At 59.3% G+C, this 14,581-nt stretch carries 18 protein-coding genes; 13 read left to right on the plus strand and 5 right to left on the minus strand.

Annotated elements, in window-relative coordinates; translation table 11 throughout:
- Window positions 1-129 precede the first annotated feature (129 nt).
- Genes BSF40_RS04200 through pilG form a run of 3 tightly spaced genes read right to left on the minus strand, consistent with a single transcriptional unit; the run spans window position 130 to window position 1,507 of the window.
- Window positions 130-669: a chemotaxis protein CheW gene (locus BSF40_RS04200; RefSeq protein WP_095964197.1), complete on the minus strand. Its 540-nt coding sequence runs from the start codon at window positions 667-669 to the stop codon at window positions 130-132.
- A 10-nt stretch (window positions 670-679) separates the two neighbouring features.
- A complete protein-coding gene (gene pilH, locus BSF40_RS04205) occupies window positions 680-1,045 on the minus strand; it encodes a twitching motility response regulator PilH (RefSeq protein WP_007975417.1) in 366 nt (121 codons plus the stop codon).
- Window positions 1,046-1,102: 57 nt separating this feature from the next.
- Window positions 1,103-1,507, minus strand: coding sequence for a twitching motility response regulator PilG (pilG, locus tag BSF40_RS04210; protein WP_015097198.1), 405 nt, complete (start codon window positions 1,505-1,507; stop codon window positions 1,103-1,105).
- Window positions 1,508-1,852: 345 nt separating this feature from the next.
- On the opposite strand from pilG, the gene gshB reads away from it, so the two are divergent.
- From gshB to BSF40_RS04260, 9 genes are all read left to right on the plus strand, one after another.
- Window positions 1,853-2,824, plus strand: coding sequence for a glutathione synthase (gene gshB / locus BSF40_RS04215; RefSeq protein ID WP_095964198.1), 972 nt, complete (start codon window positions 1,853-1,855; stop codon window positions 2,822-2,824).
- A gap of 154 nt (window positions 2,825-2,978) precedes the next feature.
- Window positions 2,979-3,878 carry an energy transducer TonB gene (locus BSF40_RS04220; RefSeq protein WP_095964199.1) on the plus strand — a complete coding sequence of 300 codons (900 nt, stop codon included), beginning with the start codon at window positions 2,979-2,981 and terminating at the stop codon, window positions 3,876-3,878.
- A 182-nt stretch (window positions 3,879-4,060) separates the two neighbouring features.
- Window positions 4,061-4,633: a YqgE/AlgH family protein gene (locus BSF40_RS04225; protein ID WP_015097200.1), complete on the plus strand. Its 573-nt coding sequence runs from the start codon at window positions 4,061-4,063 to the stop codon at window positions 4,631-4,633.
- Window positions 4,633-5,070: a Holliday junction resolvase RuvX gene (gene ruvX / locus BSF40_RS04230; protein WP_007975412.1), complete on the plus strand. Its 438-nt coding sequence runs from the start codon at window positions 4,633-4,635 to the stop codon at window positions 5,068-5,070. The genes BSF40_RS04225 and ruvX overlap by 1 nt, the downstream gene beginning before the upstream one ends.
- A 79-nt stretch (window positions 5,071-5,149) precedes the next feature.
- Window positions 5,150-5,653 (plus strand): bifunctional pyr operon transcriptional regulator/uracil phosphoribosyltransferase PyrR, encoded by a 504-nt coding sequence (gene pyrR / locus BSF40_RS04235; RefSeq protein WP_007975411.1) that lies wholly within the window; start codon window positions 5,150-5,152, stop codon window positions 5,651-5,653.
- A 27-nt stretch (window positions 5,654-5,680) separates the two neighbouring features.
- The gene (locus BSF40_RS04240) at window positions 5,681-6,700 is read left to right on the plus strand and encodes an aspartate carbamoyltransferase catalytic subunit (protein WP_095964200.1); all 1,020 of its coding nucleotides are present in this window, start codon (window positions 5,681-5,683) and stop codon (window positions 6,698-6,700) included.
- Window positions 6,697-7,968, plus strand: coding sequence for a dihydroorotase (locus BSF40_RS04245; RefSeq protein ID WP_095964201.1), 1,272 nt, complete (start codon window positions 6,697-6,699; stop codon window positions 7,966-7,968). Before BSF40_RS04240 ends, BSF40_RS04245 begins: the two co-directional genes overlap by 4 nt.
- A gap of 447 nt (window positions 7,969-8,415) precedes the next feature.
- Window positions 8,416-9,405, plus strand: coding sequence for a lipid II-degrading bacteriocin (locus BSF40_RS04255; protein ID WP_141249703.1), 990 nt, complete (start codon window positions 8,416-8,418; stop codon window positions 9,403-9,405).
- Window positions 9,406-9,454: 49 nt separating this feature from the next.
- Window positions 9,455-9,859 carry a hypothetical protein gene (locus tag BSF40_RS04260; RefSeq protein ID WP_095964203.1) on the plus strand — a complete coding sequence of 135 codons (405 nt, stop codon included), beginning with the start codon at window positions 9,455-9,457 and terminating at the stop codon, window positions 9,857-9,859.
- Between the two features lie 96 nt (window positions 9,860-9,955).
- Here the strand turns inward: BSF40_RS04260 and BSF40_RS04265 are convergent, their stop codons facing one another.
- Window positions 9,956-10,375 carry an NINE protein gene (locus BSF40_RS04265; protein WP_015097203.1) on the minus strand — a complete coding sequence of 140 codons (420 nt, stop codon included), beginning with the start codon at window positions 10,373-10,375 and terminating at the stop codon, window positions 9,956-9,958.
- Between the two features lie 251 nt (window positions 10,376-10,626).
- Between BSF40_RS04265 and BSF40_RS04270 the strand changes: the two genes are divergently transcribed.
- The gene (locus tag BSF40_RS04270; RefSeq protein WP_095964204.1) at window positions 10,627-11,247 is read left to right on the plus strand and encodes a C40 family peptidase; all 621 of its coding nucleotides are present in this window, start codon (window positions 10,627-10,629) and stop codon (window positions 11,245-11,247) included.
- 99 nt (window positions 11,248-11,346) lie between these two features.
- Here the strand turns inward: BSF40_RS04270 and BSF40_RS04275 are convergent, their stop codons facing one another.
- A complete protein-coding gene (locus BSF40_RS04275) occupies window positions 11,347-12,381 on the minus strand; it encodes a type IV pilus twitching motility protein PilT (RefSeq protein WP_095964205.1) in 1,035 nt (344 codons plus the stop codon).
- A gap of 56 nt (window positions 12,382-12,437) precedes the next feature.
- On the opposite strand from BSF40_RS04275, the gene BSF40_RS04280 reads away from it, so the two are divergent.
- From BSF40_RS04280 to BSF40_RS04290, 3 genes are read left to right on the plus strand one after another with little or no spacing between them, the layout of a single operon-like run.
- Window positions 12,438-13,124 carry a YggS family pyridoxal phosphate-dependent enzyme gene (locus BSF40_RS04280; protein WP_015097206.1) on the plus strand — a complete coding sequence of 229 codons (687 nt, stop codon included), beginning with the start codon at window positions 12,438-12,440 and terminating at the stop codon, window positions 13,122-13,124.
- 35 nt (window positions 13,125-13,159) lie between these two features.
- Complete coding sequence (gene proC / locus BSF40_RS04285) at window positions 13,160-13,978, plus strand: pyrroline-5-carboxylate reductase (RefSeq protein ID WP_095964206.1); 819 nt, start codon at window positions 13,160-13,162, stop codon at window positions 13,976-13,978.
- 10 nt (window positions 13,979-13,988) lie between these two features.
- Window positions 13,989-14,579: a YggT family protein gene (locus BSF40_RS04290; RefSeq protein ID WP_095964207.1), complete on the plus strand. Its 591-nt coding sequence runs from the start codon at window positions 13,989-13,991 to the stop codon at window positions 14,577-14,579.
- Window positions 14,580-14,581: the final 2 nt, after the last annotated feature.

Below are 14,581 nucleotides of genomic sequence, written 5' to 3' on the forward strand. Positions count from 1 at the left end.
CCTGTCCTGCCCGGGACCCTGTGGGAGCGGGCTTGCTCGCGAAAGCGGTAGATCAGCCAAAATCAATGTTGAATGGACTGCCGCCTTCGCGAGCAAGCCCGCTCCCACATTGGATCGCTGTTGTTCCGTTTACACCGCGACGTTCATGAACCCCTGAGACCGCGTCAACGCAAACGGGCTGAACACCTGCCAGCACTGCTCGCGCTGAAACCGGCCCTGGACGAATGCCGCCACCGGCCCCTTCAACTCGTCTGTCGGCACCGGCTCCAGGCTGTCCCGGGCAAAGTGCTGGAGGCCGAAGACTTCATCGACCAGCAACCCGGCAAACACCTCATCGTGGTCCACCACCAACACCCGGCGCTGGCGGCGCACCGCCGAAAGTTCGTGCCCGAAGAAACCGCTCAGATCCATGACCGGCAGCAATCGCCCGCGCAGGTTGGCGACACCCTTGACCCAGGATTTGACCCCCGGCAGCTGAGTGAGTCGCGGCTCATGCAAGACTTCGCTGACTTCACTCATGGGCGCGACGTACCAGTGCTCGCCCAAGCGAAAACCGATACCGCTCCAGCTGTCCCGACGGGTCGGCTGGGACGGCAAGTCCGCCGCCAGCAAACGACAGCGCTGGTCGATCTGCAGCAGCAGTTCGAAAGCCGTCAGCGACTCGTTCATAGCCTGACGATCAACCGGCCAGCACGTTGTTCAGGGTCTTGATCAGGGTCTCTTCATCGACCGGTTTGGTCAGGTAGTCCTTGGCGCCCTGGCGCGTGCCCCAGACCTTGTCGGTGTCCTGGTCCTTGGTGGTGATGATGATCACCGGGATGTGTCCGGTTTCCGGGTCCTTGGTCAACTGGCGTGTTGCCTGGAAGCCATTGAGGCCGGGCATGACGATGTCCATCAGGACGGCGTCGGGCTTTTCCTGGCGGGCCAGGGCCACGCCGTCGGCGCCGTTTTCGGCTTTCAACACTTCATGACCATGCTTTTCCAGCATGCCGGTCAGTTTGTACATTTCGGTCGGCGAATCATCGACGATCAGAATACGTGCCATGGTCTTCCCCATTCTTGTCGACGCGGGGCCCGATGGCCTAGCGTCACTGTGCGTGTCCTACTGCGGCAAAACGGCGGCGAATCCAGGCACATGGGCCTGGATCGCATCCAGCAATTCTTCCTTGCTGAAAGGCTTGGTCAAAAACTGGTCGGAGCCGACGATGCGCCCCTTGGCCTTGTCGAACAGGCCATCCTTGGATGACAGCATAATCACCGGGGTGGACTTGAACGCACTGTTGTTCTTGATCAGGGCGCAGGTCTGATAGCCATCCAGGCGCGGCATCATGATGTCGACAAAGATGATGCCGGGGTGGTTGTCGGCAATCTTGGCCAGGGCATCGAAGCCGTCGATGGCCGTAATGACCTCACAACCCACGTTCTTGAGCAGCGTTTCGGCGGTGCGACGGATTGTCTTCGAATCGTCGATCACCATGACCTTCAAGGCGCTGGGGGGCTGTTCCATAAGATGCTCTGCGTCGCCTTTACGAATCAAATTGTCCGTTTGCGGGTAATTGGCGGCTCGAAACCCTTGATACTCAAGGGCCAGCACGGCATGGCAGCCTTTTTAGCACAGTCTCCAGAACCAATCTATCGGCCGACCGGGGCGATGGTTTTTCCTTGACCGCAAACACACTCAGCGCCACTCTGACGCCACTTTTATACGGGTCATTTGTAGGAGCGAGCTTGCTCGCGATGATCGTCAACGATGACGCGCAAAGCCTGACACTCCGTGGGCTCCTCAGGTTTATCGCGAGCGAGCTCGCTCCTACAGAGATCAACATTGCCCCCCATTTTCGAGGAAAACCCAATGAGCGTTCGCGTCGGGATTGTCATGGACCCTATCGCCAGCATTTCCTATAAAAAGGATAGCTCGCTGGCCATGCTGCTGGCCGCGCAGAAGCGTGGCTGGGAGCTGTTCTACATGGAACAGCGCGACCTGTATCAGGGCGAAGGTGAGGCCCGGGCGCGGATGCGTCCGCTGCAGGTGTTCGCCAACCCGGAAAAATGGTTCGAACTGGGTGCCGAAAGCGACGCACTGCTGAGCGATCTGGACGTGATCCTGATGCGCAAGGATCCGCCGTTCGACATGGAGTTCGTCTATTCCACCTACTTGCTGGAACAGGCCGAGCGCGCCGGTGTGCTGGTGGTGAACAAGCCGCAGAGCCTGCGCGACTGCAACGAAAAGCTGTTCGCCACGCTGTTCCCGCAGTGCACACCGCCGACCGTGGTCAGCCGCCGCGCCGACGTGTTGCGTGAGTTCGCCGCCAAACACGGCGATGTGATCCTCAAGCCGCTGGACGGCATGGGCGGCACGTCGATCTTCCGTCACCGCGCGGGTGACCCTAACCTGTCGGTGATCCTCGAAACCCTCACGGGCCTCGGTGCCCAGCAGATCATGGGCCAGGCCTACCTGCCGGCCATCAAGGACGGCGACAAGCGCATCCTGATGATCGACGGTGAGCCTGTGGATTATTGCCTGGCCCGGATTCCGGCCCAGGGCGAAACCCGTGGCAACCTCGCCGCCGGCGGTCGTGGCGAAGCCCGTCCGCTGACCGAAAAGGATCGCTGGATCGCCGCACAAGTCGGCCCGACCCTGCGTGAAAAAGGCCTGTTGTTCGTTGGCCTGGACGTGATCGGCGAGCACCTGACCGAGATCAACGTCACCAGCCCGACTTGCATCCGCGAAATCGACAATGCCTTTGGCACCGATATCGGCGGCCTGCTGATGGATGCCATAGAAAAGCAGCTACAAGCTGCAAGCCTCAAGCGGCAAGCTTGAAGCACGCGCACTTGCTTTTCGCTTGAAGCTTGAAGCTTGAAGCTTGAAGCTGATCCTCTAACAGCTTGTCGCTTGCAGCTTGAAGCTTGAAGCTAAAAACCAACATTGCGTTATCATGCCGGGCCCGTAAAAACGCGATGTTGGTTTTTTTGTCATGACCCTCCCGTCCGATCTGCCTGCCGAACTCGCCCACCGTGGTGTGCGCCCGGCCGATCGCCTCGGTTTTACCCTGTTCCTGGCAGCGCTGATCCACCTGGCCTTGCTGCTGGGTGTCGGGTTTGCCGTGGTCGAGCCCAAGCAGATCAGCAAAACCCTGGAAATCACCCTCGCCACCTTCAAAAGCGAAAAGAAGCCTGAAAAGGCCGATTTCCTGGCGCAAGAGAACCAGCAAGGCAGCGGCACCCTGGATAAAAAGGCGATTCCCAAGACCACCGAGGTCGCGCCCTTCCAGGACAACAAGGTACAGAAAGTCTCGCCACCGCCGGCCGCCAAGCCTGAAGTGCAGGAAGCCCCGCCGAAGGCTGCCGTGACCACCGTGGCGCCGAAGCCGAAAAAGGCCCCCGCCAAGACCGAGGAGCCCAAGACCGAGGTCAAACCCCAGGTCCAGGCGCCGACGTTCGACAGCGAGCAACTGTCCAGCGACATCGCCAGCCTCGAAGCGGAACTGGCCGCCGAACAACAACTGTACGCCAAGCGCCCGCGCATCCACCGCTTGAGCGCCGCCTCGACCATGCGCGACAAGGGCGCCTGGTACAAGGACGAATGGCGCAAGAAAGTCGAGCGCATCGGCAACCTCAATTACCCCGACGAAGCACGGCGCAAACAGATCTACGGCAATTTGCGCCTGATGGTGTCGATCAACCGTGACGGCTCGCTGTATGAGGTGCTGGTGCTGGAATCTTCAGGCCAGCCGCTGCTGGACCAGGCGGCGCAACGGATCGTCCGGCTGGCGGCGCCGTTCGCACCCTTTACCGGGGATCTGTCGGATGTTGACCGGCTGGAGATCATCCGGACCTGGAAGTTTGCCCGCGGCGATCGCCTCTCAAGCAACTGACCCGCACAAATCCCCCTGTAGGAGCGAGCTTGCTCGCGATGGTCGCCAACGATAACGCTGCAAGCCTGACACCCCGCAGTGTTCTCAGGTTCATCGCGAGCAAGCTCGCTCCTACAGAATTACGGCATTTCCTGCGCATCCCCGACTTGTCAGTTCGCCCCTCGAACGCCACACTAGCGCACATGAAAAACGTCAGCCCCAGCTACCTCAAGCATCAATTCCTGATCGCCATGCCGCACATGGCCGACCCGAACTTTGCGCACACCTTGACCTACATCGTCGAGCACACGGCCAATGGTGCCATGGGGCTGGTGGTCAACCGTCCGCAAGAGCTGAACCTGGCCGATATCCTTGAGCAATTACGCCCGGAAATCGAACCGCCAGCGCTCTGCCAGCATGTGCCGATCTTCATCGGCGGCCCGGTGCAAACCGATCGCGGCTTCGTCCTTCACCCCAAGGGGCAGAGTTTCCAGGCGACCGTTGATCTGGAAGATGAGTTGTCCCTGTCGACGTCCCAGGACGTCCTGTTCGCCATCGCTGACGGCGTCGGCCCGGCAAAAAGCCTGATCGCCCTCGGTTATGCCGGCTGGGAAGCCGGGCAACTGGAGGCTGAGCTGGCCCAGAACGCCTGGCTGAACTGCCCGTTTGACGCCGACATCCTGTTCAACACCAGCAGCGAACTTCGCCTGGAAGCGGCCGCCAGACACCTGGGTGTCAACCTCAGCCTGCTGACCAGCCAGGCGGGGCACGCCTGATGGCCCTGAAGCTGATTCTGGGTTTTGACTACGGCACTAAACAGATCGGCGTTGCGGTCGGCCAGGTGATTACCGGCCAGGCTCGTGAGCTGTGCACCCTGAAAGCGCAGAACGGCATTCCTGACTGGAACCAGGTCGAAGCCCTCATCAAAGAGTGGAAACCCGATGCCGTTGTGGTCGGCCTGCCGCTGAACATGGACGGCACGCCCAGCGACATGTGCGCCCGCGCGGAAAAATTCGCCCGGCGCCTGAACGGCCGATTCAACCTGCCCTTCTATACCCACGATGAACGCCTGACCACCTTCGAGGCCAAGGGCGAACGTCTGGCTCGTGGCGGTCAGAAAGGCAGTTACCGCGACAACCCGGTCGACGCCATCGCCGCCGCCCTGCTGCTGCAAGGCTGGCTCGACGAAAATGGCGCACTGTTCGAATCCTGAAGAGCCGCGATGCGTCTCTCTTAGCTACAACCCGAGCCACCTTGCGTGAAACCCGGCTCGGGCCCAAGAAGGAGCAACCATGAGCCTGCCCAATCCCGCCGAACTGATCAGCCAGATGGCCACGCGCCTGAAGGCCCACCTGGAACACCGTGGCATCAGCGACCCGCGCTTCATCGGCATTCGTACCGGCGGCGTCTGGGTGGCCCAGGCCCTGCTCAAGGAGCTGGGCAGCAATGAGCCCCTCGGCACTCTCGACGTGTCCTTCTACCGCGACGATTTCAGCCAGAACGGCCTGCACCCGCAGGTTCGCCCTTCGGCGCTGCCGTTCGAGATCGAAGGCCAGCACCTGGTGCTGATCGACGACGTGCTGATGAGCGGCCGGACCATCCGCGCCGCCATGAACGAACTGTTCGACTACGGCCGCCCGGCCAGCGTGACGCTGGTGTGCATGCTGGACCTGGACGCCGGCGAACTGCCGATCCGCCCGAACGTGGTGGGCGCGACCCTGTCGCTGGCCGCCCACGAACGGGTGAAGCTGTCCGGTCCGGAGCTCGCGCTCGAACTGCAAGACCTCGCCCTTTAATTCGCCCTATTGAGAGTCCCCCTTGCGATGACGCCTCTAGAAACCAAGCGCCCGCTGCAGCTCAATGATCAGGGCCAGCTGCGCCACTTCCTCTCGCTCGACGGTTTGCGCCGCGAGCTGTTGACGGAAATCCTCGACACCGCCGACTCCTTCCTCGAAGTCGGCGCCCGGGCCGTGAAAAAAGTCCCGTTGCTGCGCGGCAAGACCGTGTGCAACGTGTTCTTCGAGAACTCGACCCGTACCCGCACCACCTTCGAACTGGCGGCCCAGCGGCTCTCGGCGGACGTGATCACCCTCAACGTGTCCACGTCGTCGGCGAGCAAGGGCGAGACCCTGCTCGACACCCTGCGCAACCTGGAAGCCATGGCCGCCGACATGTTCGTCGTGCGCCACGGTGACTCCGGCGCCGCGCACTTCATCGCCGAGCATGTCTGCCCGCAAGTGGCGATCATCAACGGTGGTGACGGCCGGCACGCGCACCCGACCCAGGGCATGCTCGACATGCTGACCATTCGCCGGCACAAGGGCGGTTTCGAAAACCTTTCGGTGGCCATCGTCGGCGACATCCTGCACTCGCGGGTGGCGCGTTCGAACATGCTGGCCCTGAAAACCCTCGGCTGCCCGGACATTCGCGTGATCGCACCGAAGACCCTGCTGCCGATCGGCATCGAGCAATACGGCGTGAAGGTCTACACCGACATGACCGAAGGCCTGAAGGACGTCGACGTGGTGATCATGTTGCGTCTGCAGCGTGAACGCATGACCGGCGGCCTGCTGCCGAGCGAAGGTGAGTTCTACCGCCTGTTCGGCCTGACCACCGCGCGCCTGGCCGGCGCCAAACCCGATGCCATCGTGATGCACCCGGGGCCGATCAACCGCGGCGTGGAAATCGAGTCGGCAGTGGCCGACGGCCCGCACTCGGTGATCCTCAACCAGGTGACCTACGGGATCGCCATTCGTATGGCCGTGCTGTCCATGGCCATGAGCGGGCAGACTGCGCAGCGTCAATTCGAGCAGGGCCAATTCGAACAGGAGAGCGCACAGTGAAGCTCAGCATTCTCGGCGCCCGCGTGATCGATCCGGCCAGCGGCCTGGATCAAGTGACCGATATCCATATTGAAGCCTGCAAAGTCGTCGCCCTTGGCGCGGCGCCCGCCGGTTTTGTCGCCGTCGACACGATCGACGCCAAAGGCCTGGTGGCCGCTCCCGGCCTGGTTGACCTCAACGTTGCCCTGCGCGAGCCGGGTTACAGCCGCAAAGGCTCGATTGTCAGTGAAACCCGCGCGGCGGCGGCTGGCGGTGTGACCAGCCTGTGCTGCCCGCCGAAGACCAAACCGGTGCTGGACACCTCGGCGGTGGCCGAACTGATCCTCGACCGCGCCCGTGAGGCCGGCAACACCAAAGTCTTCCCGATTGGCGCCCTGAGCAAAGGCCTGGACGGTGAACAGCTGGCCGAGCTGGTTGCCTTGCGCGACGCCGGTTGTGTGGCCTTCGGCAACGGCCTGGAGAGTTTCCGCAACACCCGCACCCTGTGCCGGGCACTGGACTACGCGGCAACGTTCGACCTGACGGTGATTTTCAACTCCCAGGATCACGACCTGGCCGAAGGCGGCCTGGCTCACGAAGGCCCGACCGCCAGTTTCCTTGGCCTGCCAGGCATCCCGGAAAGCGCCGAAACCGTCGCCCTGGCCCGGGATCTGTTGTTGGTTGAACAGACCGGCGTGCGCGCGCACTTCAGCCAGCTCACCAGTGCCCGCGGCGTGGAACTGATCGCCCAGGCACAGGCCCGGGGCCTGAAGGTGACCGCGGATGTCGCCCTGTACCAGTTGATCCTGACCGACGAAGCCCTGATCGACTTCAGCAGCCTCTATCACGTCCAGCCGCCGCTACGCACCCGCGCCGACCGCGATGGCCTGCGCGCAGCGGTGAAATCCGGCGTGATCTCGGCCATCTCCAGCCATCACCAACCCCATGAACGTGACGCCAAGCTGGCACCGTTCGGCGCCACCGAGCCAGGCATCAGCAGCGTCGAACTGCTGCTGCCACTGGCAATGACCCTGGTCGAAGACGGCTTGCTGGACCTGCCGACGTTGCTGAAACGCCTGAGCACCGGCCCTGCCGAGGCCTTGCGCCTGCCGGCAGGCAAACTGGCAGTGGGTGGTGCTGCGGACATCGTGCTGTTCGACCCGGCGGCCTCGACCGTCGCAGGTGAAACCTGGTTGTCGAAGGGCGAGAACTGCCCGTTCATTGGCCACAGCCTGCCGGGTGTGGTGCGTTACACCCTGGTGGATGGGCGGATCAGCCACCAGGCGTAAGACCGCGTCGCCTGCCTTCGCGAGCAAGCCCGCTCCCACATTAGTTCTGTAATGAACACAGCATTTGTGAACACCAAAGATCAAATGTGGGAGCGGGCTTGCTCGCGAAGGCTTACTGGAAGGCGCCTCTGTTCTGTCCGTTACCCAGCGAAACCTGATCATTCAACGTCCAGAAGTCATATCGCCCTCCTGCCCTGCCCTCCACTGCCTTTCCCCAAACAGCACAGCCGCATCAAGAACATTTCTACAAACGATGGCGAATAAAACTACCCAACGAACAGAAACTTCTGACTTCTCATCATCTGTGCGAAAGAAACTTCGCAACATACAGAATCAGCCTACAAAGTTATTGAATGCAGATTCAACCCCCATCATTTAGCATAAAAACAGAACAAGGAAAAACCACTATCCCCCGAATACAATGACTGTACAAACAAGGAGCAATACATGAAAAATGGACTTAGCCTACCTCCTATCGTAACGAAAGGAACAACGGGAAACTCAGGCGGCTTTACAGTTAATCCCGGATTCAGCTGGGGAGTCTATGCGACGGCAGATTGGCAGGGAGCCGGTGAAGCCATCATCACCAACGACGGGCAAACTTACTCTTTACCACTGTGCGATGGCCCCGTCATTTCCTCAGCCGAAATGGATATGTTCCATACCTGGCTAGAAATGAAAAGTGGTATAAAAGCCTTTACCTATGAACTGCAAATGGTGGGTAGAGCAGTTAACAACGACGCCTTTGGCGCCATTCAAAACCTTTGGAAAATAACGGAGAGCGACAACTACCTACTAAATAACTCCTCGATCGTTACTCATGCCTACTTCAAAAACAAACTCGTAAACTTCAGTCTTGCCGACACCTTCGCTGCGCAACAAAAACTAAGCACCCTGGACGCCCTGATCAAAGTAGCATCGACAAGTCTGTACAACATCAAATATGAAACACAAACAACCGAGCTATCAGGGGGAACATTTAGCCCTGTCAAAGCATTTGCTCACTACCTATGGGGCAATGGAGAGAAGCTGCGAATCGACATAAACAATATAGGCCTTAACGTAAAGGCGGATGAAATTCCGCTACTAGCCAACACCATAGCCAGCACCAGAGAATCGGGAAGGTATTATTTATCTGACCCCAAAGTACCTTATGCCACTATTGACGACAGTAATGTCACAGGAGCCTATCTGGGACGGATAACATTGAAAATCGAAGGTGACTTCACTAGAGAAGAAAACGGGTCCTGGGTTTTTGATGGAACTGCGAAAGCTTATACAGACATATACGACTTCGACAAAAGCAACAGATCAACACTACTCGAAATTCTAACCACAGCAGGCAGGGTGTTCTCAGGAACGAGTTATGAAATCGACATAACTGGAGAACAAAAAATAAGACTGACTGGAGTTGGCTTTCAGTCGGGCCCGAACTAAAAAATCCTTTAGAGTTTTCGACTATAGACTGCACTCAGGAAGAGCCAACATGAAGCCCCTCTACAAACACCTGAACCACATCTATCCAGTGCTTTTGGTGATCACATCCAGCGTAGCGATATTTACAATACTTAAAAATTTGAGTGCAGGCATTTACAACACTGATCGAGACTCAATCGGAATACCAATAGGTGCAATCCTGATTGCGGGCTTAATGTTATTTATATTTCACCTGATGCAAATATTTTTATACAGAAAAGCCCGCACGCACCACACCAATGACATCCCCACAAAAACAGCAGCATTAATAATTGCAATTGCATCGTTTGTGATTCTCGCCGACAGCATAAATTACTGGGCCACTCCAAATCACCTCATCATTTCCATCTTCTACAGCATCAGTACAATTGCGTTTGCAATACTTCAACTTCAATTGCTGAAAATATTTCAGTAACCATTCATAGACCGAAACTCAAACCGACGGATAGCTGGATCAGTCACCAGACTTGAAACCCTGCGGCGAGAGGGTTTGCCCCCCTCACCGCAGAAATCAACGACGCTGCGCGTTACGCACCGACACCTGGTCATTCAACGTCCAGAAGTCATACAGCACCCCGAGAAAGAACAACCCGCCGGTGAGCAGGTACAGCAGCCCGCTGATCCATTTCCCCTGATACATCCGGTGCACACCGAACACCCCGAGAAACGTCAGCAGAATCCACGCCACGTTGTATTCGATGGGCCCTGCGGTAAACCGCAGGTCAGCCTCGCGATCCATGGACGGGATCAGGAACAGGTCGATCAGCCAGCCGATGCCCAGCAAACCAAAGGTGAAGAACCAGATCGTCCCGGTCACCGGCTTGCCGTAATAGAAGCGGTGAGCGCCGGTAAATCCGAAAATCCACAGCAGATAACCGATCACTTTGCTGTGGGTGTCTTGCTGCGGATAAGTCTGTTGATAGGGGTTCATGAATGACCTCGATTCACGCGATAGATAAATATTCTTCATTTCTTTGTGACTTTTTTACAGGCACCCGACGTATGGCAAATGCTACCTTCACTCCCGTCAAAGCCTTGTAACACCGGACTTCTGTCCGACAATTGCGCCATTCTGCCGCTTTTTTGCCACCATTGTCCCCCAGGTTGAATCGACCAACGGCCTCGGAAGCGGCAAAAAAGCTGTTATAAAGTTGCGCGCTAACTTATTAAGAGCCTTGCCTAATGCGTTCATTTTTCAAGACATGGCTAACCATTTGCCTTTTGATGCCACTGGCCGCCCACGCCACCAATCGTGAGCAACGTCTTCCTAACGTTAATGGTTACACCCCTAAATCCCATGTCTCTGCTCCTTCGAGCAAAGACAAAAAAACCACTAAATATGCTCCAAGCCTGGCCAACAGCAAAAGCGGCCTGGTTCCACCGATGGGCACCAAGGAAAGCAGCGACGTGCTGAGCCGCGCCGTGAACGTCCTTGGCACCCCCTATCGTTGGGGCGGCAGCAGCCCAAGCAAAGGCTTCGATTGCAGCGGCCTGGTGAAATACGCGTTCAATGACGCCACGTTCGACCTGCCACGCACCTCCAACGCCATGGCCAGCGGTCATGGGGAGAAAGTCGATCGCAACGACCTGAAGCCGGGCGACCTGATTTTCTTCAACATCAAGAGCCGCCGGGTCAATCACGTCGCCATTTACCTGGGCAACGACCGCTTCATCCACGCGCCACGTCGCGGCAAGTCGGTGAGCATCGACACCCTGAAGAAACCGTACTGGGAAAACCACTACGTGGTTGCCAAGCGGGTTCTGCCGAAAGAGCCGAATCAGATGCGGGTTGTTCAGCGCTGATTGAAGCAAGGTCAAAGGATCGCAGCCTTCGGCAGCTCCTGCACAGGATGTGTCCTGTAGGAGCTGCCGAAGGCTGCGATCTTTTGCTTTTCAGGGCTATCAAAACCCCTCCGGCGACCGCGCCTTCTCCCGCGCATGATCACGACTGATCAACCCCCTGTTCACCAGGTCCTTCAAGCTCATATCCAGCGTCTGCATTCCCAACGCCCCTCCCGATTGAATCGCCGAGTACATCTGCGCCACCTTGTCCTCGCGGATCAGGTTGCGGATCGCCGACGTCCCCAGCATGATTTCGTGGGCCGCGATGCGTCCGCCGCCGACCTTCTTCACCAGCGTCTGGGACACCACCGCCAGCAGCGACTCGGAGAGCATCGAGCGCACCATTGACTTCTCGTCCCCCGGAAACACGTCCACCACCCGGTCAATGGTCTTGGCCGCCGACGTGGTGTGCAGCGTGCCGAACACCAGATGGCCGGTTTCGGCGGCGGTCAACGCCAGGCGTATGGTTTCCAGATCGCGCATCTCCCCCACCAGAATCACGTCCGGATCCTCCCGCAACGCCGAGCGCAAGGCCGTGGCGAAGCTGCGGGTATCGCGGTGGACCTCACGCTGGTTGATCAGGCACTTGCGTGGCTCGTGGACAAACTCGATAGGGTCTTCAATGGTGAGGATGTGGTGATGGCGATGGTTATTGAGGTAGTCGATCATCGCCGCCAGCGTGGTGGATTTGCCGGAACCGGTCGGGCCGGTCACCAGCACCAGGCCGCGGGGAGCGTCGGTCATTTTGCGAAACACTTCTCCCATGCCCAGTTCGTCCATACTCTGCACTTTCGCCGCAATGGTGCGAAACACCGCACCCGCGCCACGGCTCTGATTGAACGCATTGGCCCGAAAACGCGCCACACCGGGGACTTCAAAGGAAAAATCGATTTCCAGATGCTTCTCAAAGTCCGCCCGCTGGGTGTCATTCATGATGGCATCGATCAGCGCCCGCACCTGTTGGTGGTCCAGGGCCGGCAGGTTGATGCGCCGCACATCGCCATCCACCCGAATCATCGGTGGCAGGCCAGCAGACAAATGCAGATCCGATGCCCCCTGTTTGGCGCTGAACGCAAGCAGCTCAGTGATATCCATAGCGCCTCTCAATTCCAGTAGAATGCCGCGAACCTTCAGACCGCTGGCGCCTCTTGATGTCCACCATAGCAGACAACATTCTCGAAGTTAGTTCGCGCATCCATGCCGCAACACTTGCCGCCAATCGCGCCGAAAACAGTGTCCATCTGCTGGCCGTGAGCAAGACCAAACCTGCACAGGACCTGCGTGAAGCCTACGCCGCCGGCCTGCGCGACTTTGGCGAGAATTACCTGCAGGAAGCGCTGGGCAAACAGCTTGAACTGGCCGACCTGCCCTTGATCTGGCACTTCATCGGCCCCATTCAATCGAACAAGACTCGTGCTATCGCCGAGCACTTCGACTGGGTGCATTCCGTGGATCGTCTGAAAATCGCGCAACGCCTGTCCGAACAACGTCCTGCCGATTTGCCGCCCCTGAATATCTGCATTCAGGTCAACGTCAGCGGTGAAGCCAGCAAGTCCGGCTGCACCCCGGCCGACCTGCCGGCCCTGGCCAGTGCCATCAGCGCCCTGCCGCGCCTGACGTTGCGCGGGCTGATGGCCATCCCTGAGCCGACTGAAGATCGCGCCGCCCAGGACGCCGCGTTTGCGGCCGTGCAAAGCCTGCAAGCCAGCCTGAATCTGCCACTCGACACACTTTCCATGGGCATGAGCCACGACCTTGAGTCGGCCATTGCCCAGGGCGCCACCTGGGTCCGTATCGGTACGGCCCTGTTTGGCGCCCGCGATTACGATCGGCCATAACCCATGACCGACTCTCTTCTTTATAAGGACCTGACATGAGCAAGACGCGTATTGCCTTTATCGGTGCCGGCAACATGGCCGCCAGCCTGATCGGCGGCCTGCGGGCCAAGGGTCTGGAAGCCGCGCAGATCCGCGCCAGCGATCCGGGCGAAGAAACCCGCGCCCGCATGAGCGCTGAACACGGCATCGAAACCTTCGCCGACAACGCCCAGGCCATCGACGGCGCCGACGTCGTCGTCCTTGCGGTCAAGCCGCAGGCGATGAAAGCCGTGTGCGAAGCGATTCGCCCAAGCCTCAAGCCCCATCAACTGGTGGTGTCGATCGCCGCAGGCATCACCTGCGCCAGCATGAACAACTGGCTTGGCGCCCAACCGATCGTACGCTGCATGCCCAACACCCCGGCGCTGGTGCGTCAGGGCGCGAGCGGCCTGTTCGCTACCGCTGAAGTGACCGCCGAACAGCGTCAGCAAGCCCAGGAGCTGCTGTCCGCAGTCGGCATCGCCTTATGGCTCAATGAAGAGCAGCAACTGGATGCCGTCACCGCCGTTTCCGGCTCGGGCCCGGCGTATTTCTTCCTGCTGATCGAGGCCATGACCGCTGCCGGCGTGAAACTGGGCCTGCCGGCGGACATCGCCGCGCAACTGACCTTGCAAACCGCACTGGGCGCCGCGCACATGGCGGTCTCCAGTGACGTCGACGCGGCCGAGCTGCGCCGCCGTGTCACCTCCCCTGCGGGCACCACGGAAGCTGCAATCAAGTCGTTCCAGGCCAATGGCTTTGAAGCCCTGGTCGAAAAAGCACTCGGCGCTGCCGCGCATCGCTCGGCCGAGATGGCCGAACAACTGGGTCAATAAGGAGCTTTTCATGATTGGATTGAACACCGCAGCGGTCTACGTGCTGCAAACCCTCGGCAGCCTGTACCTGCTGATCGTGCTGATGCGCTTCGTGCTGCAACTGGTGCGGGCGAACTTCTACAACCCGATCTGCCAGTTCATCGTCAAGGCCACCCAGCCGCTGCTCAAGCCGCTGCGCCGGATCATCCCGAGCGTGTTCGGCCTGGACATGTCCTCGCTGGTGCTGGCGATCCTGGTGCAACTGGCCCTGATGGCCCTGACCCTGTTGCTGACCTACGGCACCACCGGCAATCCGCTGCAACTGCTGATCTGGTCGCTCATCGGTGTGACCGCGCTATTCCTGAACATCTTCTTCTTTGCCCTGATCATCAGCGTGATCCTGTCCTGGGTCGCACCGGGCAGCCATAACCCGGGTGCCGAACTGGTGAACGACATCTGCGAGCCGGCCCTGGCGCCGTTCCGCAAGTTCCTGCCGAACCTGGGCGGGCTTGATCTGTCGCCGATCTTTGCGTTCCTGGCAATCAAACTGGTCGACATGCTGGTGATCAACAACCTCGCCGCCTTGACCATGATGCCGGAAATCCTCCGCGTGTTGATCTGACC

Source organism: Pseudomonas sp. ACN5, from assembly GCF_002303975.1.
GTDB lineage: Bacteria > Pseudomonadota > Gammaproteobacteria > Pseudomonadales > Pseudomonadaceae > Aquipseudomonas > Aquipseudomonas laurylsulfatiphila.

Excerpts from the sequence above, each read along its gene's own strand:
- BSF40_RS04270 (WP_095964204.1), top strand. The coding sequence starts at position 10,627 with ATGCGTTCATTTTTCAAGACATGGCTAACCATTTGCCTTTTGATGCCA.
- pilH (WP_007975417.1), bottom strand. The coding sequence starts at position 1,045 with ATGGCACGTATTCTGATCGTCGATGATTCGCCGACCGAAATGTACAAA.
- ruvX (WP_007975412.1), top strand. The coding sequence starts at position 4,633 with ATGGCCCTGAAGCTGATTCTGGGTTTTGACTACGGCACTAAACAGATC.
- BSF40_RS04275 (WP_095964205.1), bottom strand. The coding sequence starts at position 12,381 with ATGGATATCACTGAGCTGCTTGCGTTCAGCGCCAAACAGGGGGCATCG.
- BSF40_RS04265 (WP_015097203.1), bottom strand. The coding sequence starts at position 10,375 with ATGAACCCCTATCAACAGACTTATCCGCAGCAAGACACCCACAGCAAA.
- pyrR (WP_007975411.1), top strand. The coding sequence starts at position 5,150 with ATGAGCCTGCCCAATCCCGCCGAACTGATCAGCCAGATGGCCACGCGC.
- BSF40_RS04255 (WP_141249703.1), top strand. The coding sequence starts at position 8,416 with ATGAAAAATGGACTTAGCCTACCTCCTATCGTAACGAAAGGAACAACG.
- pilG (WP_015097198.1), bottom strand. The coding sequence starts at position 1,507 with ATGGAACAGCCCCCCAGCGCCTTGAAGGTCATGGTGATCGACGATTCG.
- BSF40_RS04240 (WP_095964200.1), top strand. The coding sequence starts at position 5,681 with ATGACGCCTCTAGAAACCAAGCGCCCGCTGCAGCTCAATGATCAGGGC.
- BSF40_RS04220 (WP_095964199.1), top strand. The coding sequence starts at position 2,979 with ATGACCCTCCCGTCCGATCTGCCTGCCGAACTCGCCCACCGTGGTGTG.
- proC (WP_095964206.1), top strand. The coding sequence starts at position 13,160 with ATGAGCAAGACGCGTATTGCCTTTATCGGTGCCGGCAACATGGCCGCC.
- gshB (WP_095964198.1), top strand. The coding sequence starts at position 1,853 with ATGAGCGTTCGCGTCGGGATTGTCATGGACCCTATCGCCAGCATTTCC.
- BSF40_RS04260 (WP_095964203.1), top strand. The coding sequence starts at position 9,455 with ATGAAGCCCCTCTACAAACACCTGAACCACATCTATCCAGTGCTTTTG.
- BSF40_RS04280 (WP_015097206.1), top strand. The coding sequence starts at position 12,438 with ATGTCCACCATAGCAGACAACATTCTCGAAGTTAGTTCGCGCATCCAT.
- BSF40_RS04290 (WP_095964207.1), top strand. The coding sequence starts at position 13,989 with ATGATTGGATTGAACACCGCAGCGGTCTACGTGCTGCAAACCCTCGGC.
- BSF40_RS04200 (WP_095964197.1), bottom strand. The coding sequence starts at position 669 with ATGAACGAGTCGCTGACGGCTTTCGAACTGCTGCTGCAGATCGACCAG.
- BSF40_RS04225 (WP_015097200.1), top strand. The coding sequence starts at position 4,061 with ATGAAAAACGTCAGCCCCAGCTACCTCAAGCATCAATTCCTGATCGCC.